A 15,618-nucleotide genomic window follows, 5' to 3' on the forward strand; every position below is an offset into this window, starting at 1 on the left:
GCCAACACACCGAGACCATCCTGGCCGAACTGGGACACAGCACGGCCGACATCGAGGCCCTCCGGGCCTCCGGCGCCATCTGAAGGGGGCTCCGCCCCCAGACCCCCGGTCGCACTTCGACTGCGGGTCGGCCGTGGCTGGTCGCGCAGTTCCCCGCGCCCCCAACACGCGCACCCCCGCGCGCGAAGGCGTGAAGGCGGGTGGGCGTCGCACTTCGACTGCGGGACGGCCGTGGCTGGTCGCGCAGTGCCCCCCGCCCCCCACACGCGCACCCCCGCGCGCGAAGGCGGGAAGGCGGGTGGGCGTCGCACTTCGACTGCGGGACGGCCGTGGCTGGTCGCGCAGTTCCCCGCGCCCCCAACACGCGCACCCCCGCGCGCGAAGGCGTGAAGGCGGGTGGGCGTCGTACATCGACTGCGGGACGGCTGTGGCTGGTCGCGCAGTTCCCCGCGCCCCTAAAAGGGGCGCACCTGGGGCCGGATCGGGGCACCCGGCCGCAGTCGCCAACGCACGGGAGGGGGCGTGTGCCGGTGCGTCATCGCCCGTCGCGTACGGCTTGTCTCAGAGGGCGTTAAGTCCGTTTCTGGTAGCGGCCTCGTCCGGGTTGGGTGAGGAAGCCCTGGCGGACGAGGCGTCCTAGGCGGCTGCGGGTGATGACGGTCGCCTCGTCGGTGGGCATGCCGAGGAGTTCGTGCAGTTCACGGGCTCTGAATGCCTGGTCGGGGTGCTGGTTGAAGGCGTTCACGATGGTCTGGAGGCGGTGGGTGGATCGGGCTCGGTCCCGGGTGGGACGCGTTGAGCGATGACCTTCCGGGTGGTGGCCAGGTCCGCGAGTCGGGCTTCGGCCTCGGCGAGGGCGGCGGTCAAGTGCTCGATCTGGTCGCGTAGTTCGCCGGCCCGGGCCGTGGTCTCGTCGTTGGGCCTGGAGGGCTGCCAGGAGCTCGATGACGTTCACGCGGCCAGCCCGAGGGTGTCGCGCCAGGTCGGGGCGGATGTGGTGAGGCGGCGAGTCATGTTCGCGATGGACGCCCAGTAGACGCGTGAGGCGGAGGTGTCGGGGCGGTGGTCGTACTCGCGGGCCAGGCGGCGATGCAGCATCAATGTGCCGTTGACCTGCTCGACCACCCACCGCTTGGGCTGCGGGACGAACCCTTTGCCCTGGTCTTCGGGGTTGCGGCGGACGACCTCGACGTCGATGTCCATCAGCGCCCCGTGGATGATGACCTCGTCCTTGAAGCCCTGGTCCACCAGGGCCTTCTCCAGACGCATCCCACACCGCTCGGCCGCCTGGTCAAGCAGGGTGGTACCGGCGGCGTTGTCATGGACGGAGGCAGCCAGCACCACGACGCCGATAATCAACCCCAGCACGTCGACGGCCAGTCCCCGCTTGCGGCCTGACACCTTCTTGTTGGCGTCCAGTCCCGTCGTGGTCTTCGGGACACCGGCGGCCGCGCGCACGGACTGGGTGTCGATGATCACCAGGGACGGGTCCTCCAATCGGCGGGCTCTCTCCCGCACCTCGCAGCGCAGGAGTTCCTGGATCCGCTGGTCGAGCCCGTCCTCGCGCCACAGACCGAAGTAGTAGAACACCGCAGACCAGGCCGGGAAGTCATGGGGCAGATAGCGCCACTGGCAGCCCGTCCGGTTCTGGTAGAAGATCGCGTTCACGACTTCCCGGAGGTCGCAGGACCCGGGATTTCCGGTCGCCGACCGCGCCACCCGGCTCTGCTTCCAGGCCGTGATCATCGGCTCGATCAATGCCCACTGCTCGTCCGCTAAGTCGCTCGGGTACGGCTCTCGCTCCATGTCCCACATCTGAACATGGGCATGTCCAACAGGTGGCCCGCGCGACGATCATTACCACGATCGAGCGATCACGAACCGAGGAAGATCGGACTTAACCGTCTTCTGAGGCCAACGTGATCTGTTCAGTCGTCGGTTTCGGACGTCTGCCGAAGATGGGTGGGGTAGATCATGTGCCAGTGCTGGGCTGAGCGGACCAGGTCGTCGATGACGTGGAGGAGGAACTGGCTGGTGTTCTCCAGTCGGGCGCCGGCGGGGGTGGTGGTGCCGAGTTTCTGGGCTGCGATCTTGCAAATCTCGGCGATCTGGGTTTGGTTGCGCGCGCTGGCCAAGATAGATTGGAATGCTACGTCGTCGTCGACGACGTAGCATTCGGCGCGGCTGTGAGGGTCGCGTTCACGTTTGATGAGTGCCTGGTTTTCCAGGTAGCCGACGGCCTTGGAGATGGAGGCGGGGCTGACGTGCAGGCGCTGCACGAGTTCCGCGGAGGTGAGGCTGCCGCTGTCGGTGGTGAAGAGCGCGGCAAGCACCCTGGCCATCATCTGTGGGAGCCCCGCCTGAATCATCAGTTCCATGCTCTGCGCGGCCACCTCGTCCACGAGTCGTGGATCGCGCCCGCCGAGGTGGGCCCTTCCTGTTGACGGTGTCGGCGGAGTGGTCTTGCGCTGACGCGCGTGTCGTGTGCTGGCCCGGTCGGCCGCCTCGGCGTGGTAGCGGCGCGGCCCGCCGTTGCGCATCACTTCGCGGGTGACGGTGGAGGTCGGCCGCCCGATGCGGCGGCCGATGGCGGCGTAGGTCAACTCCTCGCGCAGGCCTGCGGCGATCTGCTGTCGGTCCTGGAGGGTGAGTCTGTCACCGGGCATCGCGTGTCCTCCGCTATCGGCGTCGGGGCCAGGTTAATGCAACGCAACGCCGTTGCATTAGTCGACATGGGTCACGCAATAATTTGATCCTGTCTACCTGCAACTATGTCGTTGCATCGCATGGATGCGATTGACGGTCTTGTGTATGCAACGTAACTTTCGCTGAAATGTAAAGGCGTTCGCATGGCGCCGGATCTCACCAGCGGGAGTGAACCCATGACTACCGATCTCGGTCAACCCGCGGTCGCGGCGACTGCAGTACGCAAGGCGTACGGCGACCATGTGGTGCTCGACGGCATCGACCTCGACATCCCCGCGGGATCTGTCTTCGCGTTGCTCGGCCCGAACGGCGCCGGCAAGACCACCGTGGTGCAGATCCTGTCCACGCTCATCCGCGCCGACGCCGGCGAAATGCGGGTCGTCGGCCAGGACGTGGTCCGCGATCCGGACGCGGTCCGTGCCGCGATTGGCGTCACCGGCCAGTTCTCGGCGGTGGACAGCTTCCTCACCGGCCAGGAGAACCTGCTGTTGATGGCCGACCTGAACCGCCTGCCCCGCGCGGAACGGCGGCAGCGTTCCAAGGACTTGCTGGCGCGGTTCGATCTGGAGGACGCGGCCCGCAAGCCGGCGGCGACGTATTCCGGCGGAATGCGCCGCCGCCTGGACCTTGCGATGACGCTGGTCGGCCAGCCCCGCGTGATCTTCCTCGACGAGCCGACCACCGGGCTGGACCCGCGCAGCAGGCGGACCATGTGGGAGATCATCCGCCGGCTGGTGACCGACGAGGGCGTCACGATCTTCCTCACCACCCAGTACCTAGAGGAGGCCGACCAGCTCGCCGACCGGATCGCGGTGCTGCACCAGGGAAAGCTGGTCGCAGAAGGCTCGCCGGAGGAGCTCAAGCGGCAGTTCGGCGGCGGCCACATCACCCTGCGCTTCGCCGACCCACGCGGCTACGATCACGCGGCCCGGACGCTGGATGTGGTGTCCCGCAACGATGAGGCATGCACCCTGCGGGTCCCCAGTCAGGGCGATGTCCGGTCGTTGCGCGCGCTGCTGGATTGGCTCGACCACGCCTCGCTCACCGTGGACGAACTGCAGGTTCACACCCCCGATCTCGATGACGTCTTCTTCGCCCTGACGGGCAACCCGGTCATGGAACAGGAGCCCGCCCGATGAGCGCCGTTTCAGGCAGTGTTTCCACTGCTGTTTCCCACGCCTTTGCCGACTCGGCGACCATGCTGCGCCGCCAGTTGCGGCACATGCTGCGTTATCCGACGCTCATTCTGACGGCCGCCGGCGTTCCGGTGGTCTTCCTGCTGCTGTTCGTCTACGTTCTCGGCGGCATCCTCGGCACTGGCCTTGGCGGGCCGTCGGGCGGCCGGGATGCCTACGTGAACTACGTCGTCCCCGGCGTCATCCTGATGACTGTGGCGACCGCGGCCCAGGGCACGGCGATCTCAGTAGCCATCGACATGACCGAGGGCATCGTCGCCCGGTTCCGTACCATGGCCATCGCCAGGGTCTCGGTACTCACCGGTCACGTGTTGGGCAGCCTGATCCAGACCCTGCTGAGTATCGCTGCCGTCATCGGGGTCGCGTTGCTGGTGGGATTCGAGCCGACCGCGGATTTCGGCGAATGGCTCGGCGCGATCGGCGTCCTCGTAATGATTATCCTCGCGCTCACTTGGCTGTCGGTCGCACTGGCCATGGTCGCAAAGAGCGTCGCCACCGCGAGCAACATGCTGACGCCGCTGATGATCCTGCCCATGATGGGTAGCGGGTTCGTCCCCACCGACTCGATGCCCGCAGGGCTGAAATGGTTCGCCGATTACCAGCCATTCACCCCATTCATCGAAACCCTGCGCGGGCTGTTGATGGGCACCCCGATCGGCAACAGCGCAATCCTGGCCACCGGTTGGTGCGCCCTAATCTCTCTGGGCGGCTACCTATGGGCCAAGAAGCTCTACAACCGCGAGCCCACCAAGTGAGTGTCTTCGTCGCGTCAGCCCGTGAACTGCACGAACTCCTCGGCATGCCCACCGACGAGGCGACCGTCAACATCACCCGCAGGCCCCTCGGACGTCTCGTCCGCCAGGGCTTCCTCACCCAACCCGGACGAGGCCGCTACCAGAAACGGACTTAACGCCCTCTCAGGACACCCGTACTTACTTACCAGCCCACGGCCGTACGCCCCCGCGGCGACGGGCGGACGTACCGGCACACGACCCCGACCCACCCACCGGCAGAAAGCGAGACCGGTCAACCGCCGGAGGCAGCCGCGCGCATCATTACGCAGTCGAACTCCACCACACGCCCCGTGGCCGGTTCGCGCGTCACCGGGTACATCCCCGTGATCTCGAAGCCGCTGTCCTCGTACACGGCGACGGCCTCGTGCATGCGGGGGCTGCCCTCGTAGAGCTGGAGGAGGGCGACCTCCGACTGCATGCCCACGAACTCCTCGATCCGCTTTCCCGCGCCGCCGAACACCTCGAGGTCGTACCCCTGGGTGTCCATCTTCAGGTAGGGCCGGGGATCGGCCAGGCCGTCCAGCGCCTCCTCCATCACCGCTTCGAGGCGGCGAATCTCGATCTGCTCCGTGTTCGACTTCGCGAACCGCTTGTAGCGGCCCCGGCCGTAATCGGTCGGAGGGAGCAGGGAGTTCATGGAGTTCCAGTCCACGTGGATGTCCAGCGTGGCGTCCTCACGGCCGAGCCCGAAGTTGAACACCCACCAGTCGGGATCGTTCGCCGCCTTCTTCTGCAGTTTGGCGAACGCCGCGGAGGTGGGCTCGAAGGAAACGATTCGGCCGGTGTAGCCGAGCCGGCGCAAGCGGCTGCCGTACTGCCCGGCGTTGGCGCCCACGTCGAAGACGCAGTTCACCTCGTACTTGTCCAGCAGCGCGGTCACATGATGGGCACACAGATACTCGGCTGCCGCCAGCTGGAACACGCGCTCGTCACCGGCCGAAGCCTGCGGGTCGAGCAAGAGGTGCGCCCCGGTGTCGCCCAGCCGCACGCTCTCCCACGCCCCCACGGCCTTCGCCTGGGCCTGAGCCTTCGCCTGGGCCTCGGCCTGGGGCTTGGCCTTCGCCTTCGCCTTGGCCTTCGCCCCCGCGGGCCGATCGCGGGCGATCACCCAGGTGTCCTCGCCCACCTGAGTCACCGCGTAACCGCCGTTGCGGCGAGCCAGGAGATCCGCCCCCTGCCCCACAGGGAGCCGGGTACGGCCACCACGCCGGGAAACCAGCGCGTCTCCCGGACCAAGATCGAGCACCTGCATCCCCAACTTGGGCAGCAGATTGAGCAGTCGTCGGTAAAGGGTCTGCATCCAGACAGCCTTACACGCGTACCCCGGCCCGCGCCGTGGCCTCGTTGAACTGATTCCATAACTTTCTGTTCATAAGGATGGGGTTGTCGCGGCGACCGAACCCATCCTCATCCAATCCTCATGGCATCCTCATGCCGCGCTCATGTACGAGGCCCGCCGGCCGCCGGCTCCGGCGCGTCCTCGGTCCCGGCCGGCGCCGGTGCCGGCTGCCTGCCGCGCCGCGCGGCGGTCAGGCGGGTGGCCAGAGGCTCGGTGTAGCGGGCGGTGAGCGGGCCGAGGACGACCAGGATCAGGACGTACGCCGTGGCCAGGGGCCCGAGGGACGGCTCGATGCCGGAGGTGACGGCCAGCCCGGCGATGACGATGGAGAACTCGCCGCGCGCGACCAGCGTGCCCCCCGCCCGCCAGCGGCCCTTGGCAGAGATCCCGGCACGCCGGGCGGCCCAGTACCCGGTCGCGATCTTCGTGCCGGCCGTGACGAGCGCCAGGGCGAGCGCGGGCAGGATCACCGGGGGAATGCTGGAGGGGTCGGTGTGCAGGCCGAAGAAGACGAAGAACACGGCGGCGAACAGATCCCGCAGCGGGGCCAGCAGATTGTGCGCGCCTTCGGCGACCTCGCCGGACAGGGCGATGCCGACCAGGAACGCGCCGACGGCCGCCGAGACCTGGAGTTGCTGGGCGAGCCCGGCGACCAGCAGGGTCAGTCCCAGCACCACCAGCAGCAGCTTCTCGGGGTCGTCGCTGGAGACGAGACGGGAGATGTGGCGGCCGTAGCGCGCCGCGAGCACCAGCACCAGCCCCGCCGCACCGAGCGCGACGGCCAGGGTGACGCTGCCCGCCGCCAGGCCGGTCCCGGCCAGCAGCGCGGTGATGATCGGCAGGTACACGGCCATGGAGAGGTCTTCCAGGACCAGGATGCTCAGGACCACCGGCGTCTCGCGGTTGCCGAGCCGGCCCAGGTCGCCGAGGACCTTGGCGATGACGCCGGAGGAGGAGATCCAGGTGACGCCGGCCAGGATCACCGCGGCCACCGGCCCCCAGCCGAGCAGCAGCGCCATGGCCGCGCCCGGCAGGGCGTTCAGGGCGGCGTCGACGAGTCCGGCCGGGTACTGGGTCTTGAGGTTGGAGACCAGGTCGCTGGCGGTGTACTCCAGACCGAGCATGAGCAGCAGCAGGATGACGCCGATCTCGGCGCCGATCGCGACGAACTCCTCGCTGGCGCCCATCGGCAGCAGCCCGCCTTCCCCGAAGGCGAGACCGGCGAGCAGGTAGAGCGGGATGGGGGAGAACTGGAAGCGTCCGGCTAAGCGGCCGAGCAGCCCGAGGCCCAGGATGATGGCGCCGAACTCGATCAGGAAGACAGCGGAGGAGTGCACCGGCCGTTCACTCCCGTCCGAGTATCGCCGCTGCCGCCTCCACGCCCTCCCGGGTGCCGATCACGATCAGGGTGTCCCCGCCGGCCAGCCGGAAGTCGGGGCCGGGGGAGGGGATGGCCTCCGCACGGCGCAGCACGGCCACGATCGATACGCCGGTCTCGGTACGCATCCGGGTCTCGCCCAGCAGCCGCCCGTTCCAGTGCGCGGTGGAGGCCAGTTCGATCCGCTCCGCCACCAGGCCCAGCTCGGTGGTGGAGAGCAGGCTCGGGCTGTGATGGGCGGGCAGCAGGGCGTCGATGACCGCCGCCGCCTCGTTCGGCGTGAGCCGCACGGACAGGTCGCAGGCGTCCGGGTCGTCCGTGCGGTACGCGCTCAGCGTCCGCCCGCCGTCGCGGTGCGCGACCACCGACAGACGGCGCTGCTCACGCGTCGTCAGGTCGTAGCGCACCCCTATCCCCGGCAACGGCGTACTGCTCAGGCGTGGAGTACCCATGGCTGTTCCCCTGTCCGTGTCCCATGCGTCCAGCTGCTTTCTCCACCAACCGTACGCACCGTACGCATCGGGTACGGCGTCCGGTGCCGTGGGTATCGGGGCAGGTCAGGTTCGGCGGGGTGCCGGGACGACGTGAGGCCAGGAGGGGCGCGGCGGGGCGTCAGGTGGCGGACGCCCCGCCGCGCGGTGCGCGGTGCGCGATGCGCGATGCGCACGGGGTCAGCCGGTCACCTCTATCTGCCCGTTGGGCTGCGCGGGTACGGCCGGCTTGCCCGCGGTGATGCCCTTCAGCAACTCGGCGATGTCGACTCCCGTGGTGGAGCTGAGGAGTTCGACGCCCTGGGCGACGTTGTCGGCGACGGTACGCGAGAGCTGGCTCGCGCCGTCCGTCGAGATCACCGTCATCTTGTCGACCGCGCTGAGCGGCTCGGACGCCTTGGCGACGACCTGCGGCAGCACCTCGACCAGCATCTGGAGCACGGCCGCGTCGCCGTACTGGGAGAACGCGTCCGCCTTCTTCCGCATGGCCTCCGCCTCGGCGGCACCCTTCGCACCGATCGCGGCGGCCTCCGCCTCGCCCTCGATACGGACCGCGTCGGCGAGCGCGGCACGGTGAGCCTTCTCGCCCTCACCGGTCAGCCGGGCCCGCTGGGCATCCGCCTCGGCCTCCTTGACCAGGGCGATCCGACGGGCCTCGGCCTCCTGCTCGGCCTGGTAGCGGGCGGCGTCGGCGGGCTTGCGGACCTTGGTGTCGAGCTCGCGGTCGGTCAGCGCGGCCTGCCGTGCGGCGACCTTCTCCTGCTCGGTCAGGACCTCCTGGCGGCGCGCCGCCTCGGCCAGCGGACCGGCGGCCGCGGCACGGGCCGCCGCCTCGTCCGTCTCGGCCTTGATCTCCGCCGTCTTGAGGGCGAAGGTCCGCTGCGCGATCGCGATCTCCTCCTCCGCCTTCAGCCGCGCCTGCTCGGCGGCGCGCCGGGCCACCGCCTCCGCGATGTCGGCCTCCTGCTTGGCCCGCGCGGCCTCCGGCCGGCCCAGGTCCTCCAGGTAGGAGCCCTCGGTGGTGATGTCCTGGATCTGGAAGGCGTCGAGCACCAGGCCCTGCCCGGAGAGGCTCGCCTCGGCCTCCTCCGCGACCTGCCCGGCGAACGCGGCACGGTCACGGATGATGTCCTCCACCGACATCCGGCCGACGATGGAGCGCAGCGCGCCGGAGAGCACCTCCTGGGTGAAGCCGACGATGCCGTCCTGCTGCATCAGGAACCGCTGGGCGGCGGCGCGGATGGAGTCCTCGGTGCCGCCGACCTTGACGATGGCGACGCCTTCGAGGTTCGCCTTGACGCCGCGCAGCGTGACCGCGCCGCGCACCGCGATGGGGATGTGCCGCGAGGACAGGTCGAGCGTGAACTTCTGCTGCACGAACGGCACGACGAACACGCCGCCGCCGACCACGACCTTCTGCCCGCTGTTGTCGGTGAACACCCGGCCGGTCGACGGGTCGGTGGCCTTCTTGCCCCGTCGGCCGGTGACGATGAACGCCTCGCTCGGGCCGGCCACCTTGTAACGGGTGACGACGACGAGTGCGAGCAGCACGACGAGTACGACGACTCCCACGACGGCTATGAGGACTGGACTCATGATGACTTCCCTTTTTGCCATCCCCCCGGACGGCGGATCAGCGCGAATGATGTGCGGTGGACAGGTGGACCGGCACGCCTGACGCGTGGCCGATCGTGACGAAACGTTGTGCGGCGAAACGTTGTGTGACGAAGCGTTGTGCGGCGATACGGCCGCGGGTCAGCGCTGGACCGGGCGGACCGCCACCGACGTCGGCGACAGGTTTTCCTCGACCCAGATCTCGGCACCCCGCGCCACCGGAACGGCGCTCTTGGCCGCGTACTTCACCGGCTGGCCCGCGAGGTAGACCAGCACCTCGCCGTAGCCGTCGGCCGGGATCGCGGTGACCACGGAGCCCGAGGAGCCGACCAGGTCCTCACCGCGCGGGGTGGTGGCGGGCTCGTCCCGCATCAGGGCCCGGCTGAACTTCCAGGTCAGCCAGCCCGCCCCGGCACCCGCGCCGACGCCCGCGGCAAGGGCTGGCCCGGTCCCGAGCCCGGTCGTCCCCAGGACGAGCGCGCCGCCGAAACCGAGCATCGACACGAACCCGGCGATGACCGGCAGCGAGAGCAGCCCGTCGAAGAGGGCGTCCAGAACACCGACCCCGTCGAAGAGCCCTTCGAGCACGCCGTCGAAGACGAGTGCCAGGACCAGCAGAACGAGCCCCCCGATGCCGAGACCGAGAAACACACTCATCCGGCCAACCTCCCCCGTGTGCGCCGATGGCCCCCGCCGACCGGCATCCTCCAGATGCGTAAGTTCTCACAGATTGCCGTTCTCCGGCAGTATCCGGCCAGGAGTGATGAGCCAGGGGTGCCGACCGGCCCGACGCTCACCGCTCGGCCCCTTACGGCAGGATCAGCCCATGACCGACCGCGACCGCGACCGCGACCATCCCATCCGCGTCCTCATCGCCGACGACCAGGACATGGTCCGCACCGGCTTCCGTTTCTTCCTGGACGCACAACCGGACATCACCGTGGTCGCCGAGGCGGCGGACGGGGAACAGGCGGTGGCGCTGGCCCGCGAAATCAGGCCGGACGTATGCCTGCTCGACATCCGCATGCCCAAGCTGGACGGCCTGGCGGCGACCCGGCTGCTGTCGGGCCCGGACGTCCCGGACCCCCTACGGGTCGTCGTGGTCACCACCTTCGACCTCGACGAGTACGTCTACGGAGCCCTGCGCGGCGGCGCCTGCGGCTTCCTCCTGAAGGACGCAGGCCCCACTCTGCTCGCGGAGGCGGTCCGCGCCGCCGCGGCCGGCGACTCCTTGGTGTCCCCCTCCGTCACGGTCCGGCTTCTCAAGCACGTGACGGCCCCGACGACCACCTCGGCGCCCCTCGCCCCGACCCCGGCACAGCCCCAGGAGCCGCTCACCGACCGCGAGCTGGACGTCGTCCGCCTGGTCGCCCTCGGTCGCACCAACGCGGAGATCGCCGCCGATCTGTACGTCTCCCTGTCCACCGTCAAGACCCACCTCGCCAGCGTCCAACTCAAGCTGGCCGCCCGGAACCGCGTCGAAATCGCGGCCTGGGCCTGGCAAACGGGGAACGCGACGCCGACCTCGTGACGCAGCTTTCGTGACGCCGCCCGTTCCAGCGGGATCCGCAGTCTGGTGAATTCGTACTGGAATTCGATAAGTTGCTGCCCACCTCACCCTGTCCACCCCACCGAGGGAGCGGCAACACGTGCCCCAGCAGCAGAAGACCTTCCGTGCCATCGAAGTCGGCGACGGCACCGACGGGCGCTGGGCCGCCCATACGCAGCCCATGTGGCCGCTCGCCGAGGGCTGGATGACCGAGGAGAGCCGGACCCCGGAAGGAGCGACCAGAGCCCGGAAGCTGTTCGAGACCCATATGCCGGAACTGGTCCCGGTGCTCGACCGGCTCGCGGGCCAACTCGACCGGCCCGGGGGCGAAACCTTCCTCACCCTCGCGGCCCTGCGGCCGTTCTTCGCGGGCTGCTCCCAGACCGGCGTCGGCGGCACCCTGCTGCGGAACTACGACTTCGACCCCGACGACTGCGAAGGCACCATCGTCTCCTCCCACTTCCTCCGGCCCGTGATCGGCATGCAGGACGCCGGCTGGGGCCTGCTGGACGGGATGAACGACGCGGGCCTCGCCGCCTCACTCACCTTCGGCGGACGGTTCGTCCACGGCCCCGGCTTCGCCATCATCGTCGTACTGCGCTATCTGCTGGAGACCTGCGAGACGATCGACGAGGCACTCGACAAGCTGCGCCCCATACCGATCGGCATCCCCCAGAACGTCACCCTCGTCGACGCCGAGCGTGCCGTGACCGTCTTCGTCGGCCCCGACATCCCGCTGACCGAGGCGCCGGACGCCTGCGCCACCAACCACCAGCACCTGCCGGTCCCTGACGAGCAGGAACAGTTCACCCGGACCCAGGAGCGCCTGGCCGCGGTCCGGACGGCGGGCGTGGATGTCCCCGCGATGCTGAAGCCTCCGCTGTACCAGTCCGCGTACGACAAGGGCATGGGCACGGTCTACACCGCCGCCTACCGCCCCTCCGAGGGGCGCGTGACCTACCACTGGCCCACCGAGAGCTGGGAACAGTCCTTCACCGCCTTCGCTGCCGGCACGCGCACGGTGACGATCGGCCAGGCGGGCTGAGGTCCTCCTGGCCTCCTGCACCTCGTGAGGGCCGGGCCGCGGAGCTTGCCGCATCACATCGACAGGTGTCAACATAGACGTATGTCGAATTCGAGCGGTGTGGATCTGAGGGACCGGATGGACCCGGCGGATCGCCTGGCCCCGGCGGATGGCATGGCGCTGCCGGTTCTGGACGAGCCCGCGGCCCCGTGCTGCCCGCCGCTGACCGAGCGGCCCCTGACCGCCGGGGAGGCCGAGCGCACCGCGGCGATGTTCAAGGCGCTCGGCGACCCGGTCCGGCTGCGCCTCTTCTCGCTGGTCGCCTCGCACGAGGGCGGCGAGGCCTGCGTGTGCGACATCTCCGACGTCGGCGTCTCCCAGCCGACCGTCTCCCACCACCTGAAAAAGCTCAAGGAGGCCGGCCTCCTCACCTCCGAGCGCCGCGGCACCTGGGTCTACTACCGCGTCGAGCCGGGCGTGCTGGCCGCGATGGGGCAGCTGCTCACCGCGCGGTAGCCCGATCCGCTGATCAACCCGCTGATCAACGAGCCTGCTGCCGCCCTACTCGTCCACGTACGGGAACGAGTGGTGCTCATGGGTCACGACCCACCGGCCCGCTTCCTTGCGCAGGCCGAGGGTGAGGCGGAGGCGGGTCTCGGGGTGGGCCGAGAGTTCGTCGGGGGTGCCGCAGCGGAGGAGGGCGTGGGCGTGGGCGACGTCCGTGCCCGCCGTGATGTCGAGGGAGACGATGTCGAAACAGGCGCCTTTGGCCTGCCACTCGAAGAAGGGCGGCCAGGTGGCGCGGTAGTCCTCGATGCCCCGGACGCCGTTCTGCGGCGGCGGCACGTCGAACATCACGATGTCGTCCGCATGGTCGGCCACGACGGTGTCCAGGTCCCCGGCGTGCACGGCCGCGGCCCACCGCTCGATCAGCTCCCGGATCCGCTCCTCGTCTTCCTTCATGACAGGACCTCCTCCTTCTCCTTCGCGGCCATCGTCTCCTTCGCGGCCTTCACTCTCAGGACTCCACCGCACGCCGGAAGTCATCGCCACCCGAGTTCCTGACCCGCGAGGTGCTGACGGACGCGTGAACCGGCCTCGGGTGAGGTACGAGTGGCAAGGGGCACCTGGCACATGACGAGTGAGAAATGGACGGGGGTAGTCCGCCAGGTGGCCGGTACGCAAGGATGGGGTTATGAACGCGGCCCATCGCGCCATGGCTCTCCTGGAGAGCTGGCCGAACCTGGTAAGTGGCCCGCCCAAGTGCGCAGTTGGGCATGCCTTCGCTTCGTCGGGACACGAGATCGTCCATTTCCACTCCGACGATTCCGCCGATCTCTACCTCACCCGCACAGCGATCGAACGCCTGCTCCCCCAACTCCTCCACAGCAGTGCCATCCGGGTGCGCCCCGGCGCCGCCTGGATCACCGTCCTCCTCGACTGCGACGCGGACGTCCAGCTCCTGCTGGGCCTCGTGAGCGTCGCACTGAAGGAGCACGGTGCGGTGCAGCCACGGCGCACGTCACCGCCGTGCGACTGGGAACGGCCGCCGGCCCGGCCGACGGTCCCCCGTCCGCGCCCGGGAGCGGCACGGCGCGTGGTGGACCGGCTCATGCCGCACGGCCACTGACGCCGACCGAGCGCCCCGCCGTCCACTTCTCCTCGATCCGCCCCACCTTCCACACCACCAGGGCGATCACCCAGGTGAGGACGAACAGCCCCACGATCACGAACCCGACGGCATTCAGATCGAGCCCGCCGACCCAGTCCCAGAACATCCCGTGCAAGCCGAACTCCCCGGCGAGCAGGCCGAGAAGCTCGGCGGTGCCGATGAGGAGGGCGACGGCGACGGACAGGCCGGTGATGACGAGGTTGTAGTAGACCTTCCGTACGGGCTGGGAGAAGGCCCATCCGTACGCGAAGTTCATGAACGACCCGTCGATCGTGTCGAGCAGCGACATCCCGGCCGCGAACAGCACGGGCAGGCACAGGATCGCGTACCAGGGCAGCCCGGACGCCGCCCCTGACCCGGCGAGCACCAGCAGCGCGACCTCCGTGGCGGTGTCGAAGCCGAGCCCGAAGAGCAGGCCCAGCGGATACATGTGCCAGGGCTTGGTGACCGACTTCGTGACGCGCCCCAGGAGCCGGTTCATGAAGCCTCGGTTGTTCAGCTGCTCCTCCAGCGCGGCCTCGTCGAAGTGGCCGTGCCGCATCCGCCGGAAGACCTTCCAGATCCCGGCGAGGATGAGGAGGTTGATCGCGGCGATGACGTACAGGAAGGTCCCTGACACGGTCGTGCCGATCAGCTCCGTGGTGCTGTTGAGTGCGGAGCCGTCGTCCGCGACGGGCCCGGCCAGTGCCTTGACGCCCAGCGACAGCAGGAACGCCAGCGCGAAGACGACGCTGGAGTGCCCGAGCGAGAACCAGAAGCCGACCGACAGCGGCCGCTGCCTCTCACCCATCAGCTTCCGGGTGGTGTTGTCGATGGCGGCGATGTGGTCCGCGTCGAAGGCGTGCCGCAGGCCCAGGGTGTACGCGGTCACGCCGATCCCGATCCCGAAGGACTTCGTCCCGATGCTGTAGTGCTCGGGGGTCACGAGGACGACGAGTGTGAACCAGCCGACGACGTGCAGCGCGACGATGACAGCGGCCATGCCGCCGACCCGGCCCCACTCTCTCCGGCTCATCGATACACGTACACGCTGCCAAGGACTGCCAAGGGACATGAGAGCACTCTTGTGCCGATAGTTCTCACCTGCAACTAAGTCGCAGTAAAGGTCGGTCCAGGTATTGGTCTAGGACGGTGTCGGCGCCGCCGCCCTCACCACCGCCACCACCGCGCCCCGGTCCAGGCGCTGGTACAGCCACTGCGCATCGGTGCGGCGCAGCCCGATCCAGCCCGTCGTGCTGTCGTAGTTGCCGGGCGCCTTCTGGTCGACGGTGAGGGCGACGATGTAGTTCGTACGGTTCTGGGGGCCGCGGAGCTGGATCACCCACGGGGTCTTCGCCTCGTACGGCCCCGAGCCGGCCGAGTCACCCGAGTCGGTGGGCAGCGCCCTCACCTTGTACTTGGCGGTGACCGTCATACGTCCCGTCGGGGTGGGCGCCTCGGCCGTGCCCGAGGAGATGGGCAGGATACGGCCGGCGAAGACCAGTTCGCGCCGGGAGAGGTCGACCGTGGCGGCCGCGCGCCCGCGAAAGGCGAACCCTGGATCGGCGCGCGGCGGCTTGGGCGCGCTGTACGTCGCGGCGGGCGGAGTGGAGTGGCCGTGATCCTCGCCGGTGAAGGCCATCGTCAGAACCAGGAACACGGCCGTCAGACCACTCGCCCCGACCGCCGCCAGAGAGACATGCCGGCGCCGCCGACGCCGTACCGCGCGGCGGCGGATCTCCGTGCCGTGGACGGGTACGGCGATCTCGTGGGTGGCGATCTCATGGGCGCGGGCCAACTCGTCGAGCGCGGCGGCCAGTTCGGAGCGGCCTGGCCCGGCGCCCTCGCTGGGCGGGGGCTCGTCGGGCTGGGGGTG

At 69.3% G+C, this 15,618-nt stretch carries 18 protein-coding genes; 7 read left to right on the forward strand and 11 right to left on the reverse strand.

The features are described from left to right. Window positions 1–571: 571 nt before the first annotated feature. From FGD71_RS48260 to FGD71_RS00965, 3 genes are all read right to left on the reverse strand, one after another. The gene (locus tag FGD71_RS48260) at window positions 572–745 is read right to left on the reverse strand and encodes a hypothetical protein (RefSeq protein ID WP_240436325.1); all 174 of its coding nucleotides are present in this window, start codon (window positions 743–745) and stop codon (window positions 572–574) included. Between the two features lie 206 nt (window positions 746–951). After that, window positions 952–1,806 (reverse strand): IS5 family transposase, encoded by an 855-nt coding sequence (locus FGD71_RS00960; RefSeq protein WP_205571065.1) that lies wholly within the window; start codon window positions 1,804–1,806, stop codon window positions 952–954. A gap of 122 nt (window positions 1,807–1,928) precedes the next feature. Then, complete coding sequence (locus FGD71_RS00965) at window positions 1,929–2,666, reverse strand: GbsR/MarR family transcriptional regulator (RefSeq protein WP_119098426.1); 738 nt, start codon at window positions 2,664–2,666, stop codon at window positions 1,929–1,931. A 216-nt stretch (window positions 2,667–2,882) separates the two neighbouring features. Here FGD71_RS00965 and FGD71_RS00970 point away from each other — a divergent pair, with 216 nt between their 5' ends. Genes FGD71_RS00970 through FGD71_RS47195 form a run of 3 tightly spaced genes read left to right on the forward strand, consistent with a single transcriptional unit; the run spans window position 2,883 to window position 4,812 of the window. Continuing rightward, window positions 2,883–3,845, forward strand: a complete 963-nt coding sequence (locus FGD71_RS00970) for an ATP-binding cassette domain-containing protein (protein WP_119098427.1) — start codon at window positions 2,883–2,885, stop codon at window positions 3,843–3,845. Next, window positions 3,842–4,657 (forward strand): ABC transporter permease, encoded by an 816-nt coding sequence (locus FGD71_RS00975; RefSeq protein WP_119098428.1) that lies wholly within the window; start codon window positions 3,842–3,844, stop codon window positions 4,655–4,657. Before FGD71_RS00970 ends, FGD71_RS00975 begins: the two co-directional genes overlap by 4 nt. Then, window positions 4,654–4,812 carry a hypothetical protein gene (locus FGD71_RS47195; RefSeq protein ID WP_162930985.1) on the forward strand — a complete coding sequence of 53 codons (159 nt, stop codon included), beginning with the start codon at window positions 4,654–4,656 and terminating at the stop codon, window positions 4,810–4,812. The genes FGD71_RS00975 and FGD71_RS47195 overlap by 4 nt, the downstream gene beginning before the upstream one ends. A 116-nt stretch (window positions 4,813–4,928) precedes the next feature. Here FGD71_RS47195 and FGD71_RS00980 read toward each other — a convergent pair whose 3' ends face one another. From FGD71_RS00980 to FGD71_RS01000, 5 genes are all read right to left on the reverse strand, one after another. Then, the gene (locus FGD71_RS00980; RefSeq protein WP_119098429.1) at window positions 4,929–5,996 is read right to left on the reverse strand and encodes an FkbM family methyltransferase; all 1,068 of its coding nucleotides are present in this window, start codon (window positions 5,994–5,996) and stop codon (window positions 4,929–4,931) included. 140 nt (window positions 5,997–6,136) lie between these two features. After that, on the reverse strand, window positions 6,137–7,372 hold the full coding sequence (locus FGD71_RS00985) for a cation:proton antiporter (RefSeq protein WP_119098430.1): 1,236 nt from the start codon (window positions 7,370–7,372) through the stop codon (window positions 6,137–6,139). 7 nt (window positions 7,373–7,379) lie between these two features. Continuing rightward, on the reverse strand, window positions 7,380–7,865 hold the full coding sequence (locus tag FGD71_RS00990) for a cation:proton antiporter regulatory subunit (protein ID WP_119098431.1): 486 nt from the start codon (window positions 7,863–7,865) through the stop codon (window positions 7,380–7,382). A 219-nt stretch (window positions 7,866–8,084) separates the two neighbouring features. After that, window positions 8,085–9,500 (reverse strand): flotillin family protein, encoded by a 1,416-nt coding sequence (locus FGD71_RS00995; RefSeq protein ID WP_119098432.1) that lies wholly within the window; start codon window positions 9,498–9,500, stop codon window positions 8,085–8,087. A gap of 159 nt (window positions 9,501–9,659) precedes the next feature. Next, on the reverse strand, window positions 9,660–10,175 hold the full coding sequence (locus tag FGD71_RS01000) for a hypothetical protein (RefSeq protein WP_119098433.1): 516 nt from the start codon (window positions 10,173–10,175) through the stop codon (window positions 9,660–9,662). A 169-nt stretch (window positions 10,176–10,344) separates the two neighbouring features. Here FGD71_RS01000 and FGD71_RS01005 point away from each other — a divergent pair, with 169 nt between their 5' ends. From FGD71_RS01005 to FGD71_RS01015, 3 genes are all read left to right on the forward strand, one after another. After that, on the forward strand, window positions 10,345–11,049 hold the full coding sequence (locus FGD71_RS01005) for a response regulator (RefSeq protein WP_119098434.1): 705 nt from the start codon (window positions 10,345–10,347) through the stop codon (window positions 11,047–11,049). A gap of 118 nt (window positions 11,050–11,167) precedes the next feature. Then, complete coding sequence (locus FGD71_RS01010; protein WP_119098435.1) at window positions 11,168–12,112, forward strand: C45 family autoproteolytic acyltransferase/hydrolase; 945 nt, start codon at window positions 11,168–11,170, stop codon at window positions 12,110–12,112. A 153-nt stretch (window positions 12,113–12,265) separates the two neighbouring features. Further along, window positions 12,266–12,607 (forward strand): ArsR/SmtB family transcription factor, encoded by a 342-nt coding sequence (locus FGD71_RS01015; protein WP_119098438.1) that lies wholly within the window; start codon window positions 12,266–12,268, stop codon window positions 12,605–12,607. A gap of 45 nt (window positions 12,608–12,652) precedes the next feature. On the opposite strand, the gene FGD71_RS01020 is transcribed toward FGD71_RS01015, so the two are convergent. Further along, window positions 12,653–13,054, reverse strand: a complete 402-nt coding sequence (locus FGD71_RS01020) for a YybH family protein (protein WP_119098436.1) — start codon at window positions 13,052–13,054, stop codon at window positions 12,653–12,655. 232 nt (window positions 13,055–13,286) lie between these two features. Between FGD71_RS01020 and FGD71_RS01025 the strand changes: the two genes are divergently transcribed. Beyond that, window positions 13,287–13,721: a luciferase domain-containing protein gene (locus tag FGD71_RS01025; RefSeq protein ID WP_162930986.1), complete on the forward strand. Its 435-nt coding sequence runs from the start codon at window positions 13,287–13,289 to the stop codon at window positions 13,719–13,721. Here FGD71_RS01025 and nicT read toward each other — a convergent pair. Together nicT and FGD71_RS01035 are read right to left on the reverse strand one after the other, a co-directional pair. Then, complete coding sequence (nicT, locus tag FGD71_RS01030; protein ID WP_119098437.1) at window positions 13,702–14,778, reverse strand: Nickel transporter NicT; 1,077 nt, start codon at window positions 14,776–14,778, stop codon at window positions 13,702–13,704. The genes FGD71_RS01025 and nicT overlap by 20 nt on opposite strands. Window positions 14,779–14,886: 108 nt before the next feature. Continuing rightward, window positions 14,887–15,618, reverse strand: a 732-nt coding sequence (locus FGD71_RS01035; RefSeq protein WP_140935787.1) for a L,D-transpeptidase, incomplete at its 5' end; no start/stop codon positions are given.

The organism is Streptomyces sporangiiformans, assembly GCF_005768555.2.
GTDB lineage: Bacteria > Actinomycetota > Actinomycetes > Streptomycetales > Streptomycetaceae > Streptomyces > Streptomyces sporangiiformans.

Bases quoted from the DNA above. Each gene is read 5' to 3' on its own strand.
- FGD71_RS00990 (WP_119098431.1), bottom strand. From the start codon at position 7,865: ATGGGTACTCCACGCCTGAGCAGTACGCCGTTGCCGGGGATAGGGGTG.
- FGD71_RS00960 (WP_205571065.1), bottom strand. From the start codon at position 1,806: ATGGAGCGAGAGCCGTACCCGAGCGACTTAGCGGACGAGCAGTGGGCA.
- nicT (WP_119098437.1), bottom strand. From the start codon at position 14,778: ATGAGCCGGAGAGAGTGGGGCCGGGTCGGCGGCATGGCCGCTGTCATC.
- FGD71_RS00995 (WP_119098432.1), bottom strand. From the start codon at position 9,500: ATGAGTCCAGTCCTCATAGCCGTCGTGGGAGTCGTCGTACTCGTCGTG.
- FGD71_RS00975 (WP_119098428.1), top strand. From the start codon at position 3,842: ATGAGCGCCGTTTCAGGCAGTGTTTCCACTGCTGTTTCCCACGCCTTT.
- FGD71_RS01000 (WP_119098433.1), bottom strand. From the start codon at position 10,175: ATGAGTGTGTTTCTCGGTCTCGGCATCGGGGGGCTCGTTCTGCTGGTC.
- FGD71_RS00965 (WP_119098426.1), bottom strand. From the start codon at position 2,666: ATGCCCGGTGACAGACTCACCCTCCAGGACCGACAGCAGATCGCCGCA.
- FGD71_RS01020 (WP_119098436.1), bottom strand. From the start codon at position 13,054: ATGAAGGAAGACGAGGAGCGGATCCGGGAGCTGATCGAGCGGTGGGCC.
- FGD71_RS01015 (WP_119098438.1), top strand. From the start codon at position 12,266: ATGGCGCTGCCGGTTCTGGACGAGCCCGCGGCCCCGTGCTGCCCGCCG.
- FGD71_RS00980 (WP_119098429.1), bottom strand. From the start codon at position 5,996: ATGCAGACCCTTTACCGACGACTGCTCAATCTGCTGCCCAAGTTGGGG.
- FGD71_RS01005 (WP_119098434.1), top strand. From the start codon at position 10,345: ATGACCGACCGCGACCGCGACCGCGACCATCCCATCCGCGTCCTCATC.
- FGD71_RS00970 (WP_119098427.1), top strand. From the start codon at position 2,883: ATGACTACCGATCTCGGTCAACCCGCGGTCGCGGCGACTGCAGTACGC.
- FGD71_RS01025 (WP_162930986.1), top strand. From the start codon at position 13,287: ATGAACGCGGCCCATCGCGCCATGGCTCTCCTGGAGAGCTGGCCGAAC.